The sequence below is a fragment of the Pseudomonas sp. JV449 genome (assembly GCF_032424295.1).
GTDB classification, from domain to species: Bacteria; Pseudomonadota; Gammaproteobacteria; order Pseudomonadales; family Pseudomonadaceae; genus Aquipseudomonas; species Aquipseudomonas marginalis.
Genome location: NZ_VYKD01000017.1, coordinates 55,452 through 72,380 on the forward strand (window position 1 = coordinate 55,452; position 16,929 = coordinate 72,380).

Here is a 16,929-nt window from a genome sequence, read left to right on the forward strand (position 1 = left end):
AAGAGTGTGCAAAAGTGTCAGGTGAAGGCAGGTTTTGAGCGTCTAGTTGTACGACGCCAGCCACGTTGAAAATAGTAGCTTACTGTTATTAAGTGGCCCGGACGAAGATGGGCCAAGGTCACGGGCTCATCAAAAATTACAGGCAAGCTACCTTGTCAGTTTGAGCCAGGGGATTGCCTTTACTGTCGAAAAGTTCAACCTTGACCTCTCTGCCCGAGCTGCTTTGGTTCAAGGTGTAATGCTCATTAGGTAAGAAATCGTTATACGCTAGCGTGGCAATACAGCGGTGCTGGTTTTCCTGATAGCCCTTAGTGACAATGCCCAACTCCATAGTACGGGCGCCTGGTAATACTTTGAAATAAGTTAGGTTTTCGGCGCGCTGCGTGTCCAGGCGTCTTGCAATCATTTGATCGCCGCTTTGCGCCTGGAGATTGACTATGGATTCACCGTTTTTAAGCGTTGGAGGCTCAGTTGCGCAGCCTGCCAACCCCGTTGTTACGATAAGAGCACCTACCAATTTTGCAAGTTTCATAAGTATGCTGTCCTGAAAGTTCTATGAGAGTCGATAATAAGCTGTAAGCGCGAGAGGTTTTTGAGGCCTGGACCTGTAACGCTTTGTGAATCGAGGCATAGAAAAACTATTCTATGTAATATCTAGAACCAATTAATTTTTTGGCTTAGGAGAAGTGCCCGTCACTTTTATTATACGGGCCACGCAAGATAAACGAGGGGCCATAAGTATTAAGGGGCCACTCGGTATCCGAGGTGATGTTGTTATCAATATGTGGATAGTTTACAGGGTAATTCTTTAATGATTAACCGGCAAATCGTTGATGCAGAATTGACTTTTACTCAGTAATTGGCGGTGGGCGCAATGTCCTTGGTCCCCCATTCCTTTGTATAACCGCGCATCACGATGAAACAAGGGCAGAGCGTCTGATGAGTTGCACAGATATCCCCGCGCAACCTAATGCAAGCACGGCGCTGATCAGGAACACCGTTCCCAACGTATCCCAGCTTGCAATCAAGCCCAGGGCGGGCGTACTTATACCCAGCGCCAAGTCCAGGAACGCGGTATAGGTACCCATGGCGAGGGCTCTGTTTTGCGTTGGCACTCGCCGTACGGCCTCTACACCCAACCCTGGAAAGACCAGAGAATAACCAGCGCCAGTGAGCAAAGCACCTGCCAGCGCGGCCTCTGCCACTGGGGCTAACCAGATCAAAATCAGGCCGGCGGCCTCGATCAGTGCGAACACGAACGCGACCTTTGCTCCGCCTAGCTTGTCTGGAAGGTGGCCGAACAAAACCCTCGCCAAGATGAATGCGACGGCGAAAGCAGTGAAGGCTAGCCAAAGGGGTGACCAGCCTTTCTCTGTGAACAGTAGGGCAATGAATGCGGTGATGGCGCCGAAGCCGATACTACTGAACGCCAGGCCTAGACCCGGAACCCAGACTGCTCCAATGACCTGAGACATACGTTGAGGATTTTTGGGCTGAGCATTGACCGCTCGCACGCGGGCTACGACCAGTAACGCTATGAGAGGCACTACTGTTGTGGCCAAAGCAATGGATATGAACCCGAATCGGTCGAACAGCAGACTGCCGGCCGGAGCGCCGAGGGCGAACGCCGCGAACATAGCCATGCCCACCCACGCGATGACCTTGCCGGCGTGGCGGTGGTCTACTAGAGCCAGTCCCCACCCTAGGGCTCCTGTGATGATAAAACTTTCAGCCGCGCCTAATAGTGCTCTTCCCATGATGAGCACCGAAACTGAAAGCGCCGGGGTGGCGCGAAAGTGAAGAGACAGCAGATAAAGCCCCCCGGAGGCGACTGCCGTCACCAAACCTATGACAACTGCTCGCTTAGCGCCGTGGGAGTCTGCATAGCGTCCAGCCCACACGCGCGATACAAGCGATGCCGCGAATTGGCTGCCTGTGACCAGGCCCACTACAAAAGTCCCTAAACCGAGATCTTGGTTCACGTGCAGGGGTAATACCGGCAAAGCAAGTCCGATGATTGAGAACGCGATGAGCACCACGGCCATGATAGGCAGTAGTGTCAAAACGACCCCGGACATAGCTTTTGTATCTGTTTGAGCGTTAGACATCACTAAAACCTGTGTGGAGTCACGGTTGAGGTCGACGTTGTGGGACACCCCAAAGTGGCTGCTCGTCACCGCTACGTCGAGGCCAATATTGATATCGGAACGATCGGCGATCAGCCACTTATTGGCGTCGCTAAAAGGTCAGCCTTTTGCGATGAGCCGTGAATTGCGCTCATTGCGAAAGGCCAGTTGCTCGATTGTCTGAGTGGCCTGTTCGGCTTCTTCCTGCGCCTTGAGGATGATGCCGTGCTGCTCGGACTTGCTGCACACCGGGTCGGCGTTGCTCGCATCCCCCGTGAGCATGAAGGCCTGGCAACGGCAGCCGCCGAAGTCCTTTTCCTTTTCATCGCATGAACGGCACGGCTCGGGCATCCAGTCGTAGCCGCGAAAGCGGTTGAAGCCGAAAGAGTCGTACCAGATGTGCTGCATGCTGTGGTCGCGCACGTTGGGAAATTGCACTGGCATCTGTCGGGCACCGTGGCAGGGCAGGGCGGTGCCGTCGGGCGTCACGGTCAGGAAAATGCTGCCCCAGCCTTTCATGCAGGCTTTCGGGCGCTCTTCGTAGTAATCCGGCGTAACGAAGATCAGCTTGCACGGGTGACCTTCGGCTTCGAGCTTGGCGCGGTATTCATTGGTGATGCGTTCTGCGCGCACCAACTGTTCACGGGTCGGTAACAGACCCACACGGTTGAGCTGCGCCCAGCCGTAGAACTGACAGGTGGCGAGTTCGACAAAGTCCGCCTCAAGCGCGATACACAGCTCGATGATGCGGTCGATCTTGTCGATGTTGTGCCGATGGGTGACGAAGTTCAGCACCATCGGGTAGCCGTGGGCCTTCACCGCGCGGGCCATTTCGAGCTTTTGCGCGAAGGCCTTTTTCGAGCCGGCCAACAGGTTGTTCACCTGTTCGTCGCTGGCCTGGAAGCTGATCTGGATATGGTCCAGGCCGGCCTTCTTGAAGTCGCTGATCTTTTGCTCGGTCAGGCCGATGCCGGAGGTGATCAGGTTGGTGTAGAAGCCCAGCTTGCGCGCTTCGGCGATCAACTCGGCAAGGTCCTGGCGCACCAACGGTTCACCGCCGGAAAAACCCAGTTGCGCCGCGCCCATTTCGCGCGCTTCACGAAATACCTTGATCCATTGCTCGGTACTCAACTCCTTGCCCTGCTCGGCAAAATCCAGGGGGTTGGAGCAATACGGGCACTGCAACGGGCAGCGATAAGTCAGCTCGGCCAGCAGCCACAACGGCAGGCCAATCGCTGGTTTGTCAGGCCAGGGTGATCCAGTGCTCAGCACGGGCGACCTCCATGAATTGCTCGATGTCATCACCCAGCTCAGGCACGCCGGGAAACTGCTTATCCAGCTCGGCGATGATCGCCGCCACGTCGCGCTCGCCATCGATCAAGCCACCGATCAGCGCGGCGCTGTCGTTGAGCTTGATCATGCCTTCGGGATAGAGCAAAACATGGCCCTTTTGCGCGGGCTCGTACTGGTAACGATAGCCCTGGCGCCAGGTCGGTTTTTTGCTGCGATCAAAGCTCATAGGGTGATCCCTTTGTGCCACACCCGCTGCTCGGTCACGCTGTGATACGGCGGGCGTTTGAGTTCGTAGGCCATGCTCATGGCATCGAGCATGCTCCACAGGATGTCCAGTTTGAACTGTAGAATTTCCAGCATCCGTTCTTGGCCTTCGCGAGTGGTGTAGTGCTGCAGAGTGATTGCCAACCCATGCTCCACGTCGCGACGGGCCTGCCCCAGGCGGGTGCGGAAATACTCATAGCCGGTCGGGTCGATCCAGGGGTAATGCTGCGGCCAGCTGTCGAGGCGCGACTGGTGGATCTGCGGCGCGAACAGTTCGGTCAGCGAACTGCTGGCCGCTTCCTGCCAACTGGCGCGACGGGCGAAGTTGACGTAGGCATCCACCGCAAATCGCACACCGGGCAATACCAATTCCTGGGAGCGCAGTTGGTCCGGGTCGAGGCCGACAGCCTGGCCCAGGCGCAGCCAGGCTTCGATGCCGCCGTCTTCACCGGGAGCACCGTCGTGGTCGAGCAGGCGCTGGATCCACTCGCGACGGATCTCACGGTCCGGGCAGTTGGCCAGGATCGCAGCGTCTTTCAGCGGAATATTCACCTGATAGTAAAAACGGTTGGCGACCCAGCCCTGGATCTGCTCGCGGGTCGCACGGCCTTCATACATCGCCACATGGTACGGGTGATGAATATGGTAGAAGGCGCCCTTGGCCCGCAGGGCTGCTTCGAATTCAACGGTGGTCAACGGCGTGTCAGTCATTTCGGTCGCTCCTACAATTCAATGCTCATGCCGTCGTAAGCCACTTCGACATTGCGCCACACCAGTTCTGCCCGCTCGGGGGAGTCTTCATCGAGGATCGGGTTGGTGTTGTTGATGTGGATAAGCACTTTGCGCTGCTCTGGCAATTGCTCGAGCACTTCGAGCATGCCGCCGGGGCCGTTCTGCGCCAGGTGGCCCATCTCGCGGCCGGTGCGTGTGCCGACGCCCCGGCGCTGCATTTCATCGTCGTCCCACATCGTGCCGTCCACCAGCAGGCAGTCGCTGCCAGCCATGATCTCCAGCAACGGCGCGTCGACCTTGCCCAGGCCCGGGGCGTAGAACAATTTGCCGCCGGTGCGCAGGTCTTCGACGATCAGGCCGATGTTGTCGCCTGGGTGCGGGTCGAAGCGGTGCGGCGAATAAGGCGGCGCTGCGCTGCGCAGTAGCAGTGGGGTGAAGCGTAGGTTGGGGCAGGCCGGGATGGTGAAGCTGGTGTCCAGCTCGATGCGGTTCCAGGCCAGCCCGCCATTCCAGTGGGTGAGCATGGTGAACAGCGGGAAGCCGGTGCTCAGGTCCTCATGGACCATGTCGGTGCACCACACCGGGTGCGGGCAACCTTCGCGCAGGCTCAACAGGCCTGTGGTGTGGTCGATCTGGCTGTCCATCAGGATGATCGCGCTGATACCCGTGTCACGCAAGGCGCGGCCGGGCTGCATGGGCGCGAAGCCCTGGAGTTGCGCGCGGATATCCGGCGACGCATTGCACAGCACCCAATTCACGCCGTCGTCGGAAATCGCGATGGACGACTGGGTGCGCGCCTGCGCCCGCAGGCTGCCGTCACGAAAACCTGCGCAGTTCACGCAGTTGCAGTTCCACTGCGGGAAACCCCCACCGGCGGCGGAACCTGGAATCTGGACAAACATGGTCGCTCCATCAAGCAAAGCTCAAAACAAAAACGCCCCGGGCGAACCGAGGCGTTGTATTACCCTGCGGATTAACGGCTGGCGAAGTACATGGTGACTTCGAAACCGATGCGCAGATCAATGTAAGCAGGTTTGGACCAGGACATAGGATTGCTCCGTTCAAGTGGATGGGATATTACTCAGGTTTACATCTGTAATTTGGTCGGGACCATTTTACCGCTTGCCAAGGCGCGCCCGACCCAACCGTCGCCCTGATTCACCTGTTGCCCCTAGTCCGGTACCACCGGACGGTCGGGCAACAATACCGCTTCAGGAAATTGCTCCAGATACGAAAGCGAGTGACCGGACAATTTGCGTGCAAGCGCTGCGAAGCTGTTGCCCAGTAATAGGACTCTAAGCTGCAGAGCCCGGAACGTCATTGTCATTCTTACACGGACAGTAAATGGCATCAGACTCGTCCTCTTACAAGCTGGTTTCGAACTTCAACCCCGCGACCCACGCATCCTTGACCTCACTGACGCCCCCCGGGTTGCCAACGAACTGAAGGTTGGGGCGCACGGTCAGCCATTTGGTGACGCCAAACCCGTAATAAATTTCCATGTTGGTTTCCGAGCCTTGCGTTGGTGTGTAACGCGGGTCATTGTAATCACTGAAACCCGCCAGGCTGTTCAGTTGCTGCTGATGCTCTTTGTAACGTTCATTGACGTGGAGAGTGGAGATGGCAACGCCAATCTCGTCATTCGGCCGGGATTTAAAGGGGGCCGTGTAGTAGAACCCTGTTTGCGCATAGCGATCGATCATATTGGTGGCTTTGTCATGCACTGTGGCATAGGCAAACACTGTGAGCCCGCGCGCGGCGAAGTCCGGGTCTCTCCAGACTTGTTGCTGCCCGGCAACCCAGGCGCCGTGTTTGTTATCTCGGGATTTGGCTACGCCATTTTCTTCAGTGTTGACGTCGTTTGCGTTACGGCTGCTGTAATACGCGCCTACGCGATATTCCCCTGGCAATTGTCCGGCTCCCAGCGAGGTGGCATGGACCAGCTCGACAGGCACCAGGGTTCCTTCATTGCCGCTGCCGCTGAGTTTGAAACGGTTATCGTTTTCCAGGTAGGACGGGTTCTGTTCGTAAGCACCAATTTGCGCATAGGTGTTGTCGCCCAGCGCGACCTTTACCCGGCCGGCCCATTGGGTGATTGGCCAGTTGTAAATGATATTGCCGGCCCAGTTACCCGGCTGAGCGCCGCAGAACGCCAGGTTCTGGAATTTACAGGGGAAACTGCCGAAATCCTCGCCAAAGTTCATGCGGCCCAGTTTGATATCCAGCCCACCATCAAAGAACTTTTGGCGGTACCAGAGATCTGTAAGGCGCACGGTCTGGCCTCGACCGTACACTTCTTGAACTTGACTGATGCCCCCCACGCGCGGGTCGGTGATCACGTCATTGGTGAGATTGCGCCCGTTGCGATTCGATAGCGTGAATTGAAAATCCGCGCCTTTCCAGCCGAGGATTTTCTCAAGGTCCAGATTGCTTAACAGCGCAAGTTGGTCGGTATACCGCGCGGTAGTGTGTGAATCATAGCCCCCGGCGAGATTAGTCGCGACATCGCCCGTGTACAGCACGTTAAACGTATAACCTTTCTCTAGTAATTCTGAGCGCAGGCCGCCCCAATCGCCCAGCATCCAGGGCGACTCGGGGTTAAAGGCTTCTTGCGCCTGGCTGTTGGTCGCTGCGCAAAGCAGCAGTGCCATTGATATCTTGTTCCGAGCAATGCGGTTCGAGTGAGTAATCATCTTGATCCCTGCTTTTGTTTTTGTTGGTCAGATAATTGAGTGCACCCTGCTGTCGACCGAATACTGAGTATCGGCCTAAGGGGGGTAGTGCAATGGCATTGAGTAGTACGACGCGTCTAGTGTTTTTCGGCGATGGCGACCTCTAAGGTTATGAATTGGATTTCATTAGGGGCGAAGCGCTTAACTAGGCAGGCTTCGGAAGACACGCGCAGGACTTTAGAAGTGGCTTTGATGGGGCAGGGTGCAACAGCTCATAGGGGCACGAGAGCGTGTGCTCATATTTACCTTGACCATGGAGCAACTCCTATTTCTGATTGTTATGGAGAAGATCATTCGTGACTTCGTTACAAATACCTATGAACTTCCACGCTTTGCTGGCTAGCGTTATTGAAAATCCCCAGGTCAGCGTCTTTGCAGCCAAGTTCTGTCCGACTCGCGCCCATGGTCGGTCAAGAGCGGAGTGGATCAGTCGGCATGGATCATGCGCCCAAGCAGTAATGCTCGCTTTGCTCGACATGACACTGCCCATTGCCATCCGCTTGCGGTGACGGGGCAAATATGCACATGGTGGGATTTATAGTCAACAGACTGTTTTTTGTCTCGTTTCCATTTTTAGCAAAGGATCTAAGGATTTTGCTGACTATATAGACAGATAAAATTCGTAACATGTTGAAATAAATAAATTTACTTTATAAATTAAATTTAAGATTGGTATCTAAAAGCTAATGCAAGAGTTTTTATATTTCTGAAAAAAATCTTATTGTGGGATTTGTTTAATGAAATAGATGTGTGCGTTCATGAGCTAAACCACAGTAAACTCGTCGTCGCGCGTCTTCCCCAGGCGCATCTTTCGATGCCAATGCGTTGCCAGCGGAGAGGAGGCTTGGCATCCGGGGGCTGGTGGAACGAGTTTTTCAATAATGCGCAAGAGTGCTAGATGTGCGGCAGCTGTGCGCTGCCGTCTATTGGAAGGGAAAGGGGAGATGAGACCCGCAGACGCGAGCTTCTGCGCTGGAGGTCGTTACGGTGGGGCTCAAGTTTATAACGTTATCCGACGGTAACTGCCCAAGCGAATAATCATTCGCGCCACAAAAGCTCCGGTCAGGATGACCGCAAACAGTCGTAGGGTCTGCATGGCCAATACCAGTCCTACATCGGAGTGCGTTTCCACCGCGATGATTGCCATCGTATCGAGCCCCCCTGGGCTCGTGGCCAGGTAAATCGAGAGGAAGTCCTTGTTCAACACCGCTGCCAACAGCCACGCAGACAATGCGCACAAAGCGATCATCAGTAGCGCTCCCAGTATCATCGCCGGCAATTTCCGCCAGACGTATTTGACGGTCACTCGATCAAAGCGCAAGCCAACGTAGCAACCAATAGCGCCGTAGGCGATAGCGAGTAACCAACTAGGCAGAGTGATATGCAACAGGCCACTGATCTGTAGCGCTGCGCCCAACATTAGCGGCATCAGCAGCGCACCGGCCGGCAATCGATTTCCCAACGTCACACCGATTAATAGAGTGACAATCGTGAGGCCCAGATGCAATAGTCCGAAGCTCTGCGACGCGACGTCTGCAGCATGCACGTCGCTTCCTCCGACCGGTGCTTCCAGCAAGTTGCTCACCAGCGCACCGATCATTACCACGCACACCACGCGCACATATTGCATAGTGGCGACCACTCGGGAATCGGCGCCGTATTCGTCAGCCATCAAGACTATTGCAGAAGCTGCGCCTGGCGATGTACCCCAAGCTGCGGTACTGGCTGGGATACCCATCCATACCAACGCAAGCCCCACCAATGCGCTAAGGCTGACCGTCACCACGGTCGCAAACAGCATCAGTGGCCACGATTGCGCTATCGAAGCGAGTACGGCGAGTGTCATCGAATGAGCGACAAGAATGCCGATGCAGCCCTGGCCAAGCTTGAAGGCGTAGCGGTGCAGTCGAATGCTCGCACCGCATACGCCGAACATGATGGCAACCAGCATAGGCCCCAGGAATTGGCCTGCGGGCACCTCCAGAAACTTCATCACCTGACCGCCTGCTCCAGCCAATAGGGCAAGCGCCAACCATTGAAGCGGCGCGGGGTAGACATGCAGGGAATATCTGGCAGAAGAAGACAAGAGTCGTACTCCAAAACGCGGGTCGCCGCAGGGCGTGGCATCGCTATCGATGTGCTGATAATTATTGATACGTGGTTTGATAAAGTCTATTTTCTAATTTCGATTGATTGATAACTTTAGTTGATGGATATGGACCTGCGTGATCTTGCCTATTTTGAAATCATCGCCGAGTTGGGGCACCTGGGCCGCGCTGCGCAAAAGCTAAACCGCAGTCAGCCAGCGCTGACTAAAAGCATCCAGCGGCTTGAGGAGTCTCTAGGGACCCGCCTGTTCGAGCGCGATGGGCGGCGGATCAAGCTCACACCAGTGGGAGAGTTGCTGAAAGTGCGTGGCAAACAGCTGCAGCAGAGCGTTGCCGAAACCCAGCGGGAAATACGTGATTTTGCAAACGGTGTGATGGGAAACATCCGCTTGGGCTGCGCTGCCTCCATGGCTGATCACCTGCTTCCACACCTGACCGCGACGCTGCTTTCGCGTGCGCCGCAGATCACCTTGAACTTGGTGATCGGCCAAGACGATTTACTGCGCGAATCACTGTTCTCCGGGAGATTGGACATGGTGATTTGCCCACAATACGAAGCGGATCCGTTATTGCAGTTTCATGCCTTGTTTGACGACGAGGCGGTGGTGGTCGCCAGCCGTCATCATCCGCTATTTAGCGCCAGTTATGAGTTACGCGATTTGTGTCAGTACCAATGGGTATTGTCGGCCTCCACTGTGCCGGCGCGGCGCTGGATAGACAATGTGTTCCAGTCCAGGGATCTGCCATTACCCCAGGTACAGATCGAAACCACCTCAATCTCGTTGCTGCCACGTCTGATTGGTGAAACCAACCTGCTGAGCTTCCTAGCCAGGGAGACCCTCGAAGACGTCAAGGGGGTCACGCACCTTCGTGAGGTAAGACTGAAGGAGACCACGATGAAACGTACTATCGTCGTGGTTGTCCGCGCGGGCGCCTATTTATCGCCGGCCGCACAAATATTGTTGAATGTCCTGAAAGGCGATGGAACCATTTGATCGGGCTAGCGGATGCTCTTGGCAGCCGCTAGCATCGATAGGCCCTATCAAACCGGCGAGGACTGGGTGAGCCGCTCACCATTTCCAACTACCAGTGCTGCCAGGATGAGCAGTGCACTGCCGCCAATTAAAGGGGCAGTTACCGACACATGATCCAACAAGCTCCCACCGAACGCGCCGCCGACCATGATCGCCATCTGAATAGCTGCAACCATCAACCCACCGCCGGTTTCTGGCTCATCGCTCACTTCTTTGGCCAGCCAGGTCGACCAGCATACCGGGATGGCTGAATACAGCATCCCCCAGCCAAACATCATGATGGCGGCGGCCGCGAAGATGTATCCGAGCTCGGCCAAAGCCACCGTCATGACAGCCAAGGCCACTGGCAACCAGCGCAACAGTTGGAAGAGAAACTGTTTTTCCAGCAGCCGACTGACGAGGTAGGTACCTCCGAAACCGGCGATACCCAGGCTTAAGAGCAAAATCGACAGTTGGGTCGAGTCAACGCCTGTGACTTGTTCCAGAAATGGACGCAAGTAGGTGAAGGCGGTGAACGTACCACCGAAAGTCAGCATGGCGGCCAGCAAACCGAACATTACATTCCTGCGTTTCAGTACGCCAAACAGCCTGGAAAGGGGAATGGTTTTTTCTGGCTGCATCTTGGGCAAGCTTTTGTACTGCCAGATCACGTTAATGATGACAATCGGCACCAGCGCAGCGAACACGAAGCGCCATCCCAAATGGCCTCCCACGTAAGCCCCAATCGGCGCGGCAAATGCAGCGGCCACCGAATGCCCCATGTAAATCATGCCTAAGGCTTTAGGTACCGCATCCTCAGGGACTATTCGCAGCACAGTGGCAGTGGATAGAGCCCAGAACCCGCCGATGGCGACCCCCAAGAACGCTCGGGCGATCATCAACCAAGTGAAACCAGGCGCCAGCGCGATGACTACCAGCGAAACAAGCATCAGCACGGTCATTGAAATCAGGACATGACGTCTATCGAAGCGTCCGGCGATAGAGGCGATGCAGAGGCTTGCCACCACCGCAAAGAAACCGGAAATGGAAATCGCCTGTCCAGCCATCCCTTGAGAAGTATGAAGGTCGTTGGCGATTGGAGTCAGCAGACTCACGGGCATGAACTCTGCCGCGATCAACAGAGCGACGCAAAGTGTCAAAGACCCTACGGCGCTCCAGATCCGGCTGTCGACTTGGGCCGGCGTAAAAGTTGAGGTAGTCATCGTTGTTCCCATGAAATAGCCAATACACAACGCCCCGAACGATTGGGGCACTGCGCAAATGGACGAATGAATGCAAGGAAATTGAGAACGCTCGGGGCTGGCCCGGCGGGCGATGGGCAATTGCCTCATCGCAACTTATTTAGAGCGTAATGATAGGGTGCTAAGGATGATCTGTAATGATCTGAAATCCGAAAGCACCTATGAATGCGGGCGAATAATTCAGTTGCGTAAGGGGCGCTCATGCATCTACGGTCAATCTGGATACCGTAGTTCATCGATCAGGACCTGCATCGCCCTGGATTTTTCGCGTTCGCTGGAGTAGTAAAGATGCAGCCCAGGGAATGTCCTGCACCAAGCCTCCATGACAGGGATTAAATTGCCTGCATCGATATGGGGTTGCGCAATATCCTGCGGAACGTAGGCCAGCCCAAAACCCGATGCGGCTGCATGCAGAATCTGGTTGATGCCGTTGAATATAAGTTTGCCTCTGACTCTCGTATTGACTTCCTGGCCGTCCTTTTCCAGCTCCCACGCATACAGGCCGCCACGCGTTGGTAGGCGCATATTTATACATTCATGGCCCTGGAGATCCTGCGGCTTGACCGGTACGTCACGAGATTCCATATAGGACGGTGCGCCTACCATGACAAAACGCATGTCGGGTGCGATACGAACGGCTTCGGTCCCGTTAGCCAGTCCGTCCCCGAGACGAATACCAAAATCGAAGTGGTCGGCCACAATGTCCGTCAATCCGTAGTCGATTGACACTTCTACACTGATCTGTGGGTACTTTGGTAGGAATTGGGCCAACTTCGGCCAGAGCACAGTATCGATGACGTGGTCGGTCGCCGTGATACGAATGTTACCGGCGGGGGTGTCGCCGAGCTCAGTCACAGCAATCAGTTCGGCCTCGATTTCCCTCAGGCGGGGTTCAACAGACTGAAGCAGGCGTTCTCCAGCCTCGGTGACGGACACGCTGCGGGTCGTTCGAGTGAGAAGGCGAACGCCGACCCGGGCTTCCAGTCGCTGGATGCTATGACTGAGCATCGATTGAGATATTCCCAACTGGGAGGCCGCTCGAGTGAAACTTTGCTCTCGAGCTACAGCAATAAGAGCGAGGAGGTCGCTGTAATGTTCCTTTGCCATTCATCAATTCTCTGCATGGGAGCGGGTACTGTATCAGCTCAAGCACGCAATAAAAGGTTTGACTCTCGAACTCCATCACGGTTCTTGTGCGGTATTGATCAATGCTGATCATACCTTTATTCACTGTCGAACCTTCCACTTGGAGGTATCCGGGTTTCTAATCAAACTGAATTCACAGGAGACCTATCATGAAAATCGGAATTCTTGGCTCCGGCCGAATGGGCAGTCATCTGGGCACGATGTTCGCCAAAGTTGGTCATGAGGTCAGCTTCAGTTACTCGCGTAGCCAGCAGAAAATTATCGATTTGGCCGCCTCGACTGGCAAGAACGCACGAGCGAGCACACCGGCGAAGGCTACGCGCGACGCCGATTTGGTCCTCCTGGCCGTGCATTGGTTTCAGGTACCTGACGTGCTTAGCCAAGCGGGGGATCTGACCGGGAAGATCGTCATGACCTGTTGCAATCCTTTGAACGCAGAGGACACAGAGCTCGTTATCGGCCACACAATGTCCGGTGCGGAAACGTTGGCACGAATGATTCCTGACGCCCATGTTGTCGCAGCCTTCCAGTCGACGCCCAGCGAGCTATTGTTCGACGTGTTTGCGGCTAGAGGCGAGGCGTTGCGTCCCAGTTTGATCTTCTGCGGTGATAACGCAGCCAGCAAAGCCAAGGCTGCTGGTCTCATCAGTCAGGTGGGATTCGATCCGGTAGATGCAGGGGCGCTGAAAATTGCTCGTTACATCGAACCTTTCGGAATGCTCTCTGGTGTGTTGGCCTACGAGACAGACCAAGGGCCGGACTGGGCTTATCGGTTTGGGCGTTTCGACAGGTTGTTCAAAGGCGCCTCCCGCATTGGAAAGTAGCCTCACGTGCACCTTCCGGCATCGGATCGATGTTTTGATTCGTAACTCCAAGTTATGTATGTAGTGATTTTGAGTCGACTCTGCTTCTTTTTTCGCTCCATATAATTGGCTAACGACCCCGCCTGGCCAGTCCGGTATGGCGGGTTGCAAGAGCCAAAACAAGAGCGGAGATGAAAATGAGCGCGTATAAAATTGCTGCAGTTCCCGGTGATGGCATTGGTGTTGAAGTCATTGCAGCGGGCGTCGAGGTGCTCGAGGCACTGTCGAAAAAATCCGGTTTCGATTTGCAGTTCAAACACTTCGATTGGAATTCGGACAACTACCTGAAAAACGGTCATTACATCCCTGAGAACGGCCTTGAGGAATTGAAAACATTCGACGCCATCTTCTTTGGCGCTGTTGGTGCGCTCAATGTGCCTGACCACATTTCTCTCTGGGGCCTGCGCCTGCCGATTTGCCAGGGCTTTGACCAATACGCCAATGTGCGTCCAGCCCGTGTGTTGCCAGGGGTAAAAAGCCCGCTGATCAACGGCGACCAAATTGATTGGGTGGTGGTCCGGGAAAATTCCGAAGGCGAATACTCCGGCAATGGCGGTCGTGTCCACCGTGGTCTGCCAGAGGAAGTGGCCACTGAAGTATCCGTATTCACGCGAGCCGGTGTTGAACGCATCCATCGCTTTGCTTTCCAGTTGGCACAGAGCCGTCCACGCAAGCACCTTACAATGGTTACCAAGTCGAATGCCCAACGCCACGGTATGGTGTTGTGGGACGAGATTTTTTACGAAGTCGCCAAAGATTTTCCGGACGTCAAAATCGACAAAGAATTGGTCGATGCGGTAACTACTCGCATGGTTCTCAAACCATCGACCTTGGATGTCATCGTGGCGACCAATCTGCACGCCGACATCCTGTCCGATCTGGCCGCAGCGTTGTCCGGTAGCCTGGGCATCGCTCCGACGGCTAACCTTAATCCGTCACGCAAGTTTCCCTCGATGTTCGAGCCAATCCATGGCTCTGCCTTCGACATCACTGGCAAAGGTGTGGCCAACCCGATTGCGACGTTCTGGACTGCAGCGATGATGCTTGAGCATCTGGGCGAAGTGGACGCCGCAAACCACTTGATGTCGGCCATCGAAGCGGTGACTGAAAGTGGTCTGCATACACCTGATCTCGGTGGTAAAGCCACAACCAGGCAGGTTACCGACGCGGTACTCGAACTGATCAATCGCTAAGTTTCACTGCTGGTAAACTGCAGTCTTACGCCAAGGGCGGATCATTGATCCGCCCTTGGCGTATCTGCAGTTTGATTAATACGCTGGTCGTCCAGGCTTTCAATCACGCACTCATCAGGTTAATGAACGCGCGCATTTTCCATGGAGTGGGGCATAGCCAGGGTAGTAGAGATAGAACGACAAGACGGGCCGCTAATGCTTGAACAGCCGCTCTCCCAGGGGCAATTGACTACCACGCAAGCTGCTGCTGGTCATGAAGGCTGGTCGGACATCTTTAGGCGTCAGCCCGAGGCATGGACGGGTGCTGTATAGACCAAACCTCGCTGGGACGCTTCGGTAAGCCCCAGATATCGCCGCGGCGTATGCGTCCAGCCAAGCCATCTACCCAGCCCCCGCAAAGCCAAGACACGGTGTGCACTTAAATTTCGTGCTGCCGATTTGATCACGCAAGGCCTGATGCGAGGACGCCTACGGTGTATGACGTAAATTGCAACCTTCCTTACAATTGCTCCTAAGCAAGATTGATCAGAAACGCATATTTTCCGGACGGTTACCTCTTAGAACTGATTCCCGGGTGTGATTTAAATCTTTCATGCATTAAGCCGAGAAATTACGTCATTCAACCCCATCGACAATCCGTGCAAGTTGTCACTTGCGGTCTGCGTGCGCAGAACATTGTTCTGGTTGGTCGTGGCAATTTCAGTAATTTCGGTCAGGTTACGAGAGATGTCGTCTGCAACTGAGGTCTGCTCCTCCGCTGCCGTTGCGATCTGACGGTTCATGTCACGAATCGCCTCCACAGCTGAGGTGATACGTGACAATGAGGAACCGGCCAAGGCCACTTGATCGACACTTTCTTGGCAACGTGCTTGGCCGTTTTGAATGGCTAGTCCAGCATCGATGGCGCCGGTTTGTACCGAGTTGATAATTTGATTTATCTCGGCGGTTGAGGCAGCTGTACGTTGAGCCAGGGTGCGCACTTCATCGGCCACCACAGCGAAACCTCGACCTGCATCCCCTGCTCGCGCAGCTTCAATAGCGGCGTTCAGCGCCAGCAGATTCGTCTGGTCGGCAATACTACGAATCACTTCCAACACCTTGCCAATCCGTCCACTGTCGCTTTCTAGGCGATGAATGACGTCGGCCGTATTGCTTATCTCTACGCGCATCTGGCTGATCGCCTTGACCGTAGCGTTCATGACGCTGCTGCCTTCCTGTGAACTGCGGTCTGCTTCATCGGCGGCATTTGCTGCTTGAGCTGCATGACGTGCGACCTCTTGAGCGGTAGCGGACATTTCAGTCATCGCAGTGGCGACCTGATCGGTGCGCTCAAATTGTTCGTGAGTACCTTGGGCCATTAACGCTGCGATGGACTTCAGCTCTGCACCCGCGCTGTCCAGATCGGTAGTGCTGCGCTTAAGACGGGTGAAGGTATCAGCGAGAAAGTCGCGCAATGTATTCGCCGCTACCGCCAATCGACCAAGCTCGTCTTGACGCGTCACGGAGACACGATCACCGAAGCGCCCTTGGCTCAACTGCGCCACGTACTCGATAAGCGTACTGATCGGGACGACGATGTTGCGGTTAACTATCCACAAGGTCAGCAAGCCTACCAGAAGAGCAGCCGCTAGCATTAATAGTGTGCCAGTAAGGATGGTCCGATCTGCGTTATTGCTAATAACGTTCGACTGCTCATCACTAAATTTGTGTAAGGTACTCACCAACTCACTCATTTGATCACTAGTCCTGCGGTCGGCGCCCTTGACTGCCTCATCGCCAGCTACCGGATCCCCACTTGCCGCCACGAATGCATCCCGCCCTTTGCGATAGGCAGCACCTAACAAAAGGTGCTCATCACGCAACTTTCTACCTTAGCCTTCGTCGTCGAATTCAAATCGCTCATGACGTTTAGATGTCCCAAGATGTCTTGGACTTGGCGCTCTTGATCCTCGAAATGCCTCCAGTACGTTTCCCTATCAGCGGTCTGTTTGCCACGCATCAAAACGTTCTTCCACTCCTGAACCTGGATCTTGAATTGGAGGTTGGCCTGATCGAGGAGTTGTTACGCATGCAGGGGGCCGTCCAGCAAACCGCGATATGCTTGAACACTGCTGGAGAGGAAATGAAAACAAGCCAGTGCAGTTAAAAGTACCAGTATTAAACTGCCGCTGAGTAGTGCCAAGATCTGCAATCTTAG

At 55.0% G+C, this 16,929-nt stretch carries 16 protein-coding genes; 4 read left to right on the forward strand and 12 right to left on the reverse strand.

What is annotated here, in order from left to right:
- Positions 1-136 precede the first annotated feature (136 nt).
- The 9 genes from F6S08_RS16760 to F6S08_RS16800 all read right to left on the reverse strand — a co-directional run bounded on the left by F6S08_RS16760 (position 137) and on the right by F6S08_RS16800 (position 9,233).
- Positions 137-532, reverse strand: coding sequence for a hypothetical protein (locus F6S08_RS16760; protein ID WP_315871951.1), 396 nt, complete (start codon positions 530-532; stop codon positions 137-139).
- 379 nt (positions 533-911) lie between these two features.
- Positions 912-2,108, reverse strand: coding sequence for an arabinose transporter (locus F6S08_RS16765; protein WP_315871952.1), 1,197 nt, complete (start codon positions 2,106-2,108; stop codon positions 912-914).
- Positions 2,109-2,246: 138 nt separating this feature from the next.
- Positions 2,247-3,398: a pyrroloquinoline quinone biosynthesis protein PqqE gene (pqqE, locus tag F6S08_RS16770; RefSeq protein WP_315871953.1), complete on the reverse strand. Its 1,152-nt coding sequence runs from the start codon at positions 3,396-3,398 to the stop codon at positions 2,247-2,249.
- Entirely contained in the window at positions 3,370-3,645 is a 276-nt protein-coding gene (gene pqqD / locus F6S08_RS16775; protein WP_003194772.1) for a pyrroloquinoline quinone biosynthesis peptide chaperone PqqD, read from the reverse strand. Before pqqD ends, pqqE begins: the two co-directional genes overlap by 29 nt.
- Complete coding sequence (gene pqqC, locus F6S08_RS16780; RefSeq protein ID WP_315871954.1) at positions 3,642-4,394, reverse strand: pyrroloquinoline-quinone synthase PqqC; 753 nt, start codon at positions 4,392-4,394, stop codon at positions 3,642-3,644. The genes pqqD and pqqC overlap by 4 nt, the downstream gene beginning before the upstream one ends.
- An 11-nt stretch (positions 4,395-4,405) precedes the next feature.
- Positions 4,406-5,317 (reverse strand): pyrroloquinoline quinone biosynthesis protein PqqB, encoded by a 912-nt coding sequence (pqqB, locus tag F6S08_RS16785; protein WP_315871955.1) that lies wholly within the window; start codon positions 5,315-5,317, stop codon positions 4,406-4,408.
- A gap of 71 nt (positions 5,318-5,388) precedes the next feature.
- Positions 5,389-5,463, reverse strand: coding sequence for a pyrroloquinoline quinone precursor peptide PqqA (gene pqqA, locus F6S08_RS16790; protein ID WP_003177660.1), 75 nt, complete (start codon positions 5,461-5,463; stop codon positions 5,389-5,391).
- 316 nt (positions 5,464-5,779) lie between these two features.
- Positions 5,780-7,066 carry a carbohydrate porin gene (locus tag F6S08_RS16795; protein WP_315871956.1) on the reverse strand — a complete coding sequence of 429 codons (1,287 nt, stop codon included), beginning with the start codon at positions 7,064-7,066 and terminating at the stop codon, positions 5,780-5,782.
- A 1,081-nt stretch (positions 7,067-8,147) separates the two neighbouring features.
- On the reverse strand, positions 8,148-9,233 hold the full coding sequence (locus tag F6S08_RS16800) for an AbrB family transcriptional regulator (RefSeq protein WP_315871957.1): 1,086 nt from the start codon (positions 9,231-9,233) through the stop codon (positions 8,148-8,150).
- 129 nt (positions 9,234-9,362) lie between these two features.
- Here F6S08_RS16800 and F6S08_RS16805 point away from each other — a divergent pair, with 129 nt between their 5' ends.
- Positions 9,363-10,250: a LysR family transcriptional regulator gene (locus F6S08_RS16805; RefSeq protein ID WP_315872025.1), complete on the forward strand. Its 888-nt coding sequence runs from the start codon at positions 9,363-9,365 to the stop codon at positions 10,248-10,250.
- A 47-nt stretch (positions 10,251-10,297) separates the two neighbouring features.
- Here F6S08_RS16805 and F6S08_RS16810 read toward each other — a convergent pair whose 3' ends face one another.
- Together F6S08_RS16810 and F6S08_RS16815 are read right to left on the reverse strand one after the other, a co-directional pair.
- On the reverse strand, positions 10,298-11,491 hold the full coding sequence (locus F6S08_RS16810; protein ID WP_315871958.1) for an MFS transporter: 1,194 nt from the start codon (positions 11,489-11,491) through the stop codon (positions 10,298-10,300).
- A gap of 252 nt (positions 11,492-11,743) precedes the next feature.
- Positions 11,744-12,637: a LysR family transcriptional regulator gene (locus tag F6S08_RS16815; protein WP_315871959.1), complete on the reverse strand. Its 894-nt coding sequence runs from the start codon at positions 12,635-12,637 to the stop codon at positions 11,744-11,746.
- A gap of 188 nt (positions 12,638-12,825) precedes the next feature.
- On the opposite strand from F6S08_RS16815, the gene F6S08_RS16820 reads away from it, so the two are divergent.
- Complete coding sequence (locus F6S08_RS16820) at positions 12,826-13,500, forward strand: NADPH-dependent F420 reductase (protein ID WP_315871960.1); 675 nt, start codon at positions 12,826-12,828, stop codon at positions 13,498-13,500.
- A 176-nt stretch (positions 13,501-13,676) separates the two neighbouring features.
- Positions 13,677-14,732 (forward strand): tartrate dehydrogenase, encoded by a 1,056-nt coding sequence (locus F6S08_RS16825; RefSeq protein WP_315871961.1) that lies wholly within the window; start codon positions 13,677-13,679, stop codon positions 14,730-14,732.
- A gap of 590 nt (positions 14,733-15,322) precedes the next feature.
- Here the strand turns inward: F6S08_RS16825 and F6S08_RS16830 are convergent.
- Positions 15,323-16,465 (reverse strand): methyl-accepting chemotaxis protein, encoded by a 1,143-nt coding sequence (locus tag F6S08_RS16830; protein ID WP_409999770.1) that lies wholly within the window; start codon positions 16,463-16,465, stop codon positions 15,323-15,325.
- Between the two features lie 179 nt (positions 16,466-16,644).
- Between F6S08_RS16830 and F6S08_RS31495 the strand changes: the two genes are divergently transcribed.
- Positions 16,645-16,878, forward strand: a complete 234-nt coding sequence (locus F6S08_RS31495; RefSeq protein ID WP_409999765.1) for a hypothetical protein — start codon at positions 16,645-16,647, stop codon at positions 16,876-16,878.
- The last annotated feature ends 51 nt before the right edge of the window (positions 16,879-16,929 follow it).

Coding starts and splice junctions, on each gene's coding strand:
- F6S08_RS16760 (WP_315871951.1), bottom strand. CDS start 532: ATGAAACTTGCAAAATTGGTAGGTGCTCTTATCGTAACAACGGGGTTG.
- F6S08_RS16765 (WP_315871952.1), bottom strand. CDS start 2,108: ATGTCTAACGCTCAAACAGATACAAAAGCTATGTCCGGGGTCGTTTTG.
- pqqD (WP_003194772.1), bottom strand. CDS start 3,645: ATGAGCTTTGATCGCAGCAAAAAACCGACCTGGCGCCAGGGCTATCGT.
- pqqC (WP_315871954.1), bottom strand. CDS start 4,394: ATGACTGACACGCCGTTGACCACCGTTGAATTCGAAGCAGCCCTGCGG.
- pqqB (WP_315871955.1), bottom strand. CDS start 5,317: ATGTTTGTCCAGATTCCAGGTTCCGCCGCCGGTGGGGGTTTCCCGCAG.
- F6S08_RS16795 (WP_315871956.1), bottom strand. CDS start 7,066: ATGGCACTGCTGCTTTGCGCAGCGACCAACAGCCAGGCGCAAGAAGCC.
- F6S08_RS16805 (WP_315872025.1), top strand. CDS start 9,363: ATGGACCTGCGTGATCTTGCCTATTTTGAAATCATCGCCGAGTTGGGG.
- F6S08_RS16810 (WP_315871958.1), bottom strand. CDS start 11,491: ATGACTACCTCAACTTTTACGCCGGCCCAAGTCGACAGCCGGATCTGG.
- F6S08_RS16815 (WP_315871959.1), bottom strand. CDS start 12,637: ATGGCAAAGGAACATTACAGCGACCTCCTCGCTCTTATTGCTGTAGCT.
- F6S08_RS16820 (WP_315871960.1), top strand. CDS start 12,826: ATGAAAATCGGAATTCTTGGCTCCGGCCGAATGGGCAGTCATCTGGGC.
- F6S08_RS16825 (WP_315871961.1), top strand. CDS start 13,677: ATGAGCGCGTATAAAATTGCTGCAGTTCCCGGTGATGGCATTGGTGTT.
- F6S08_RS16830 (WP_409999770.1), bottom strand. CDS start 16,465: ATGAGTGAGTTGGTGAGTACCTTACACAAATTTAGTGATGAGCAGTCG.
- F6S08_RS31495 (WP_409999765.1), top strand. CDS start 16,645: ATGTCCCAAGATGTCTTGGACTTGGCGCTCTTGATCCTCGAAATGCCT.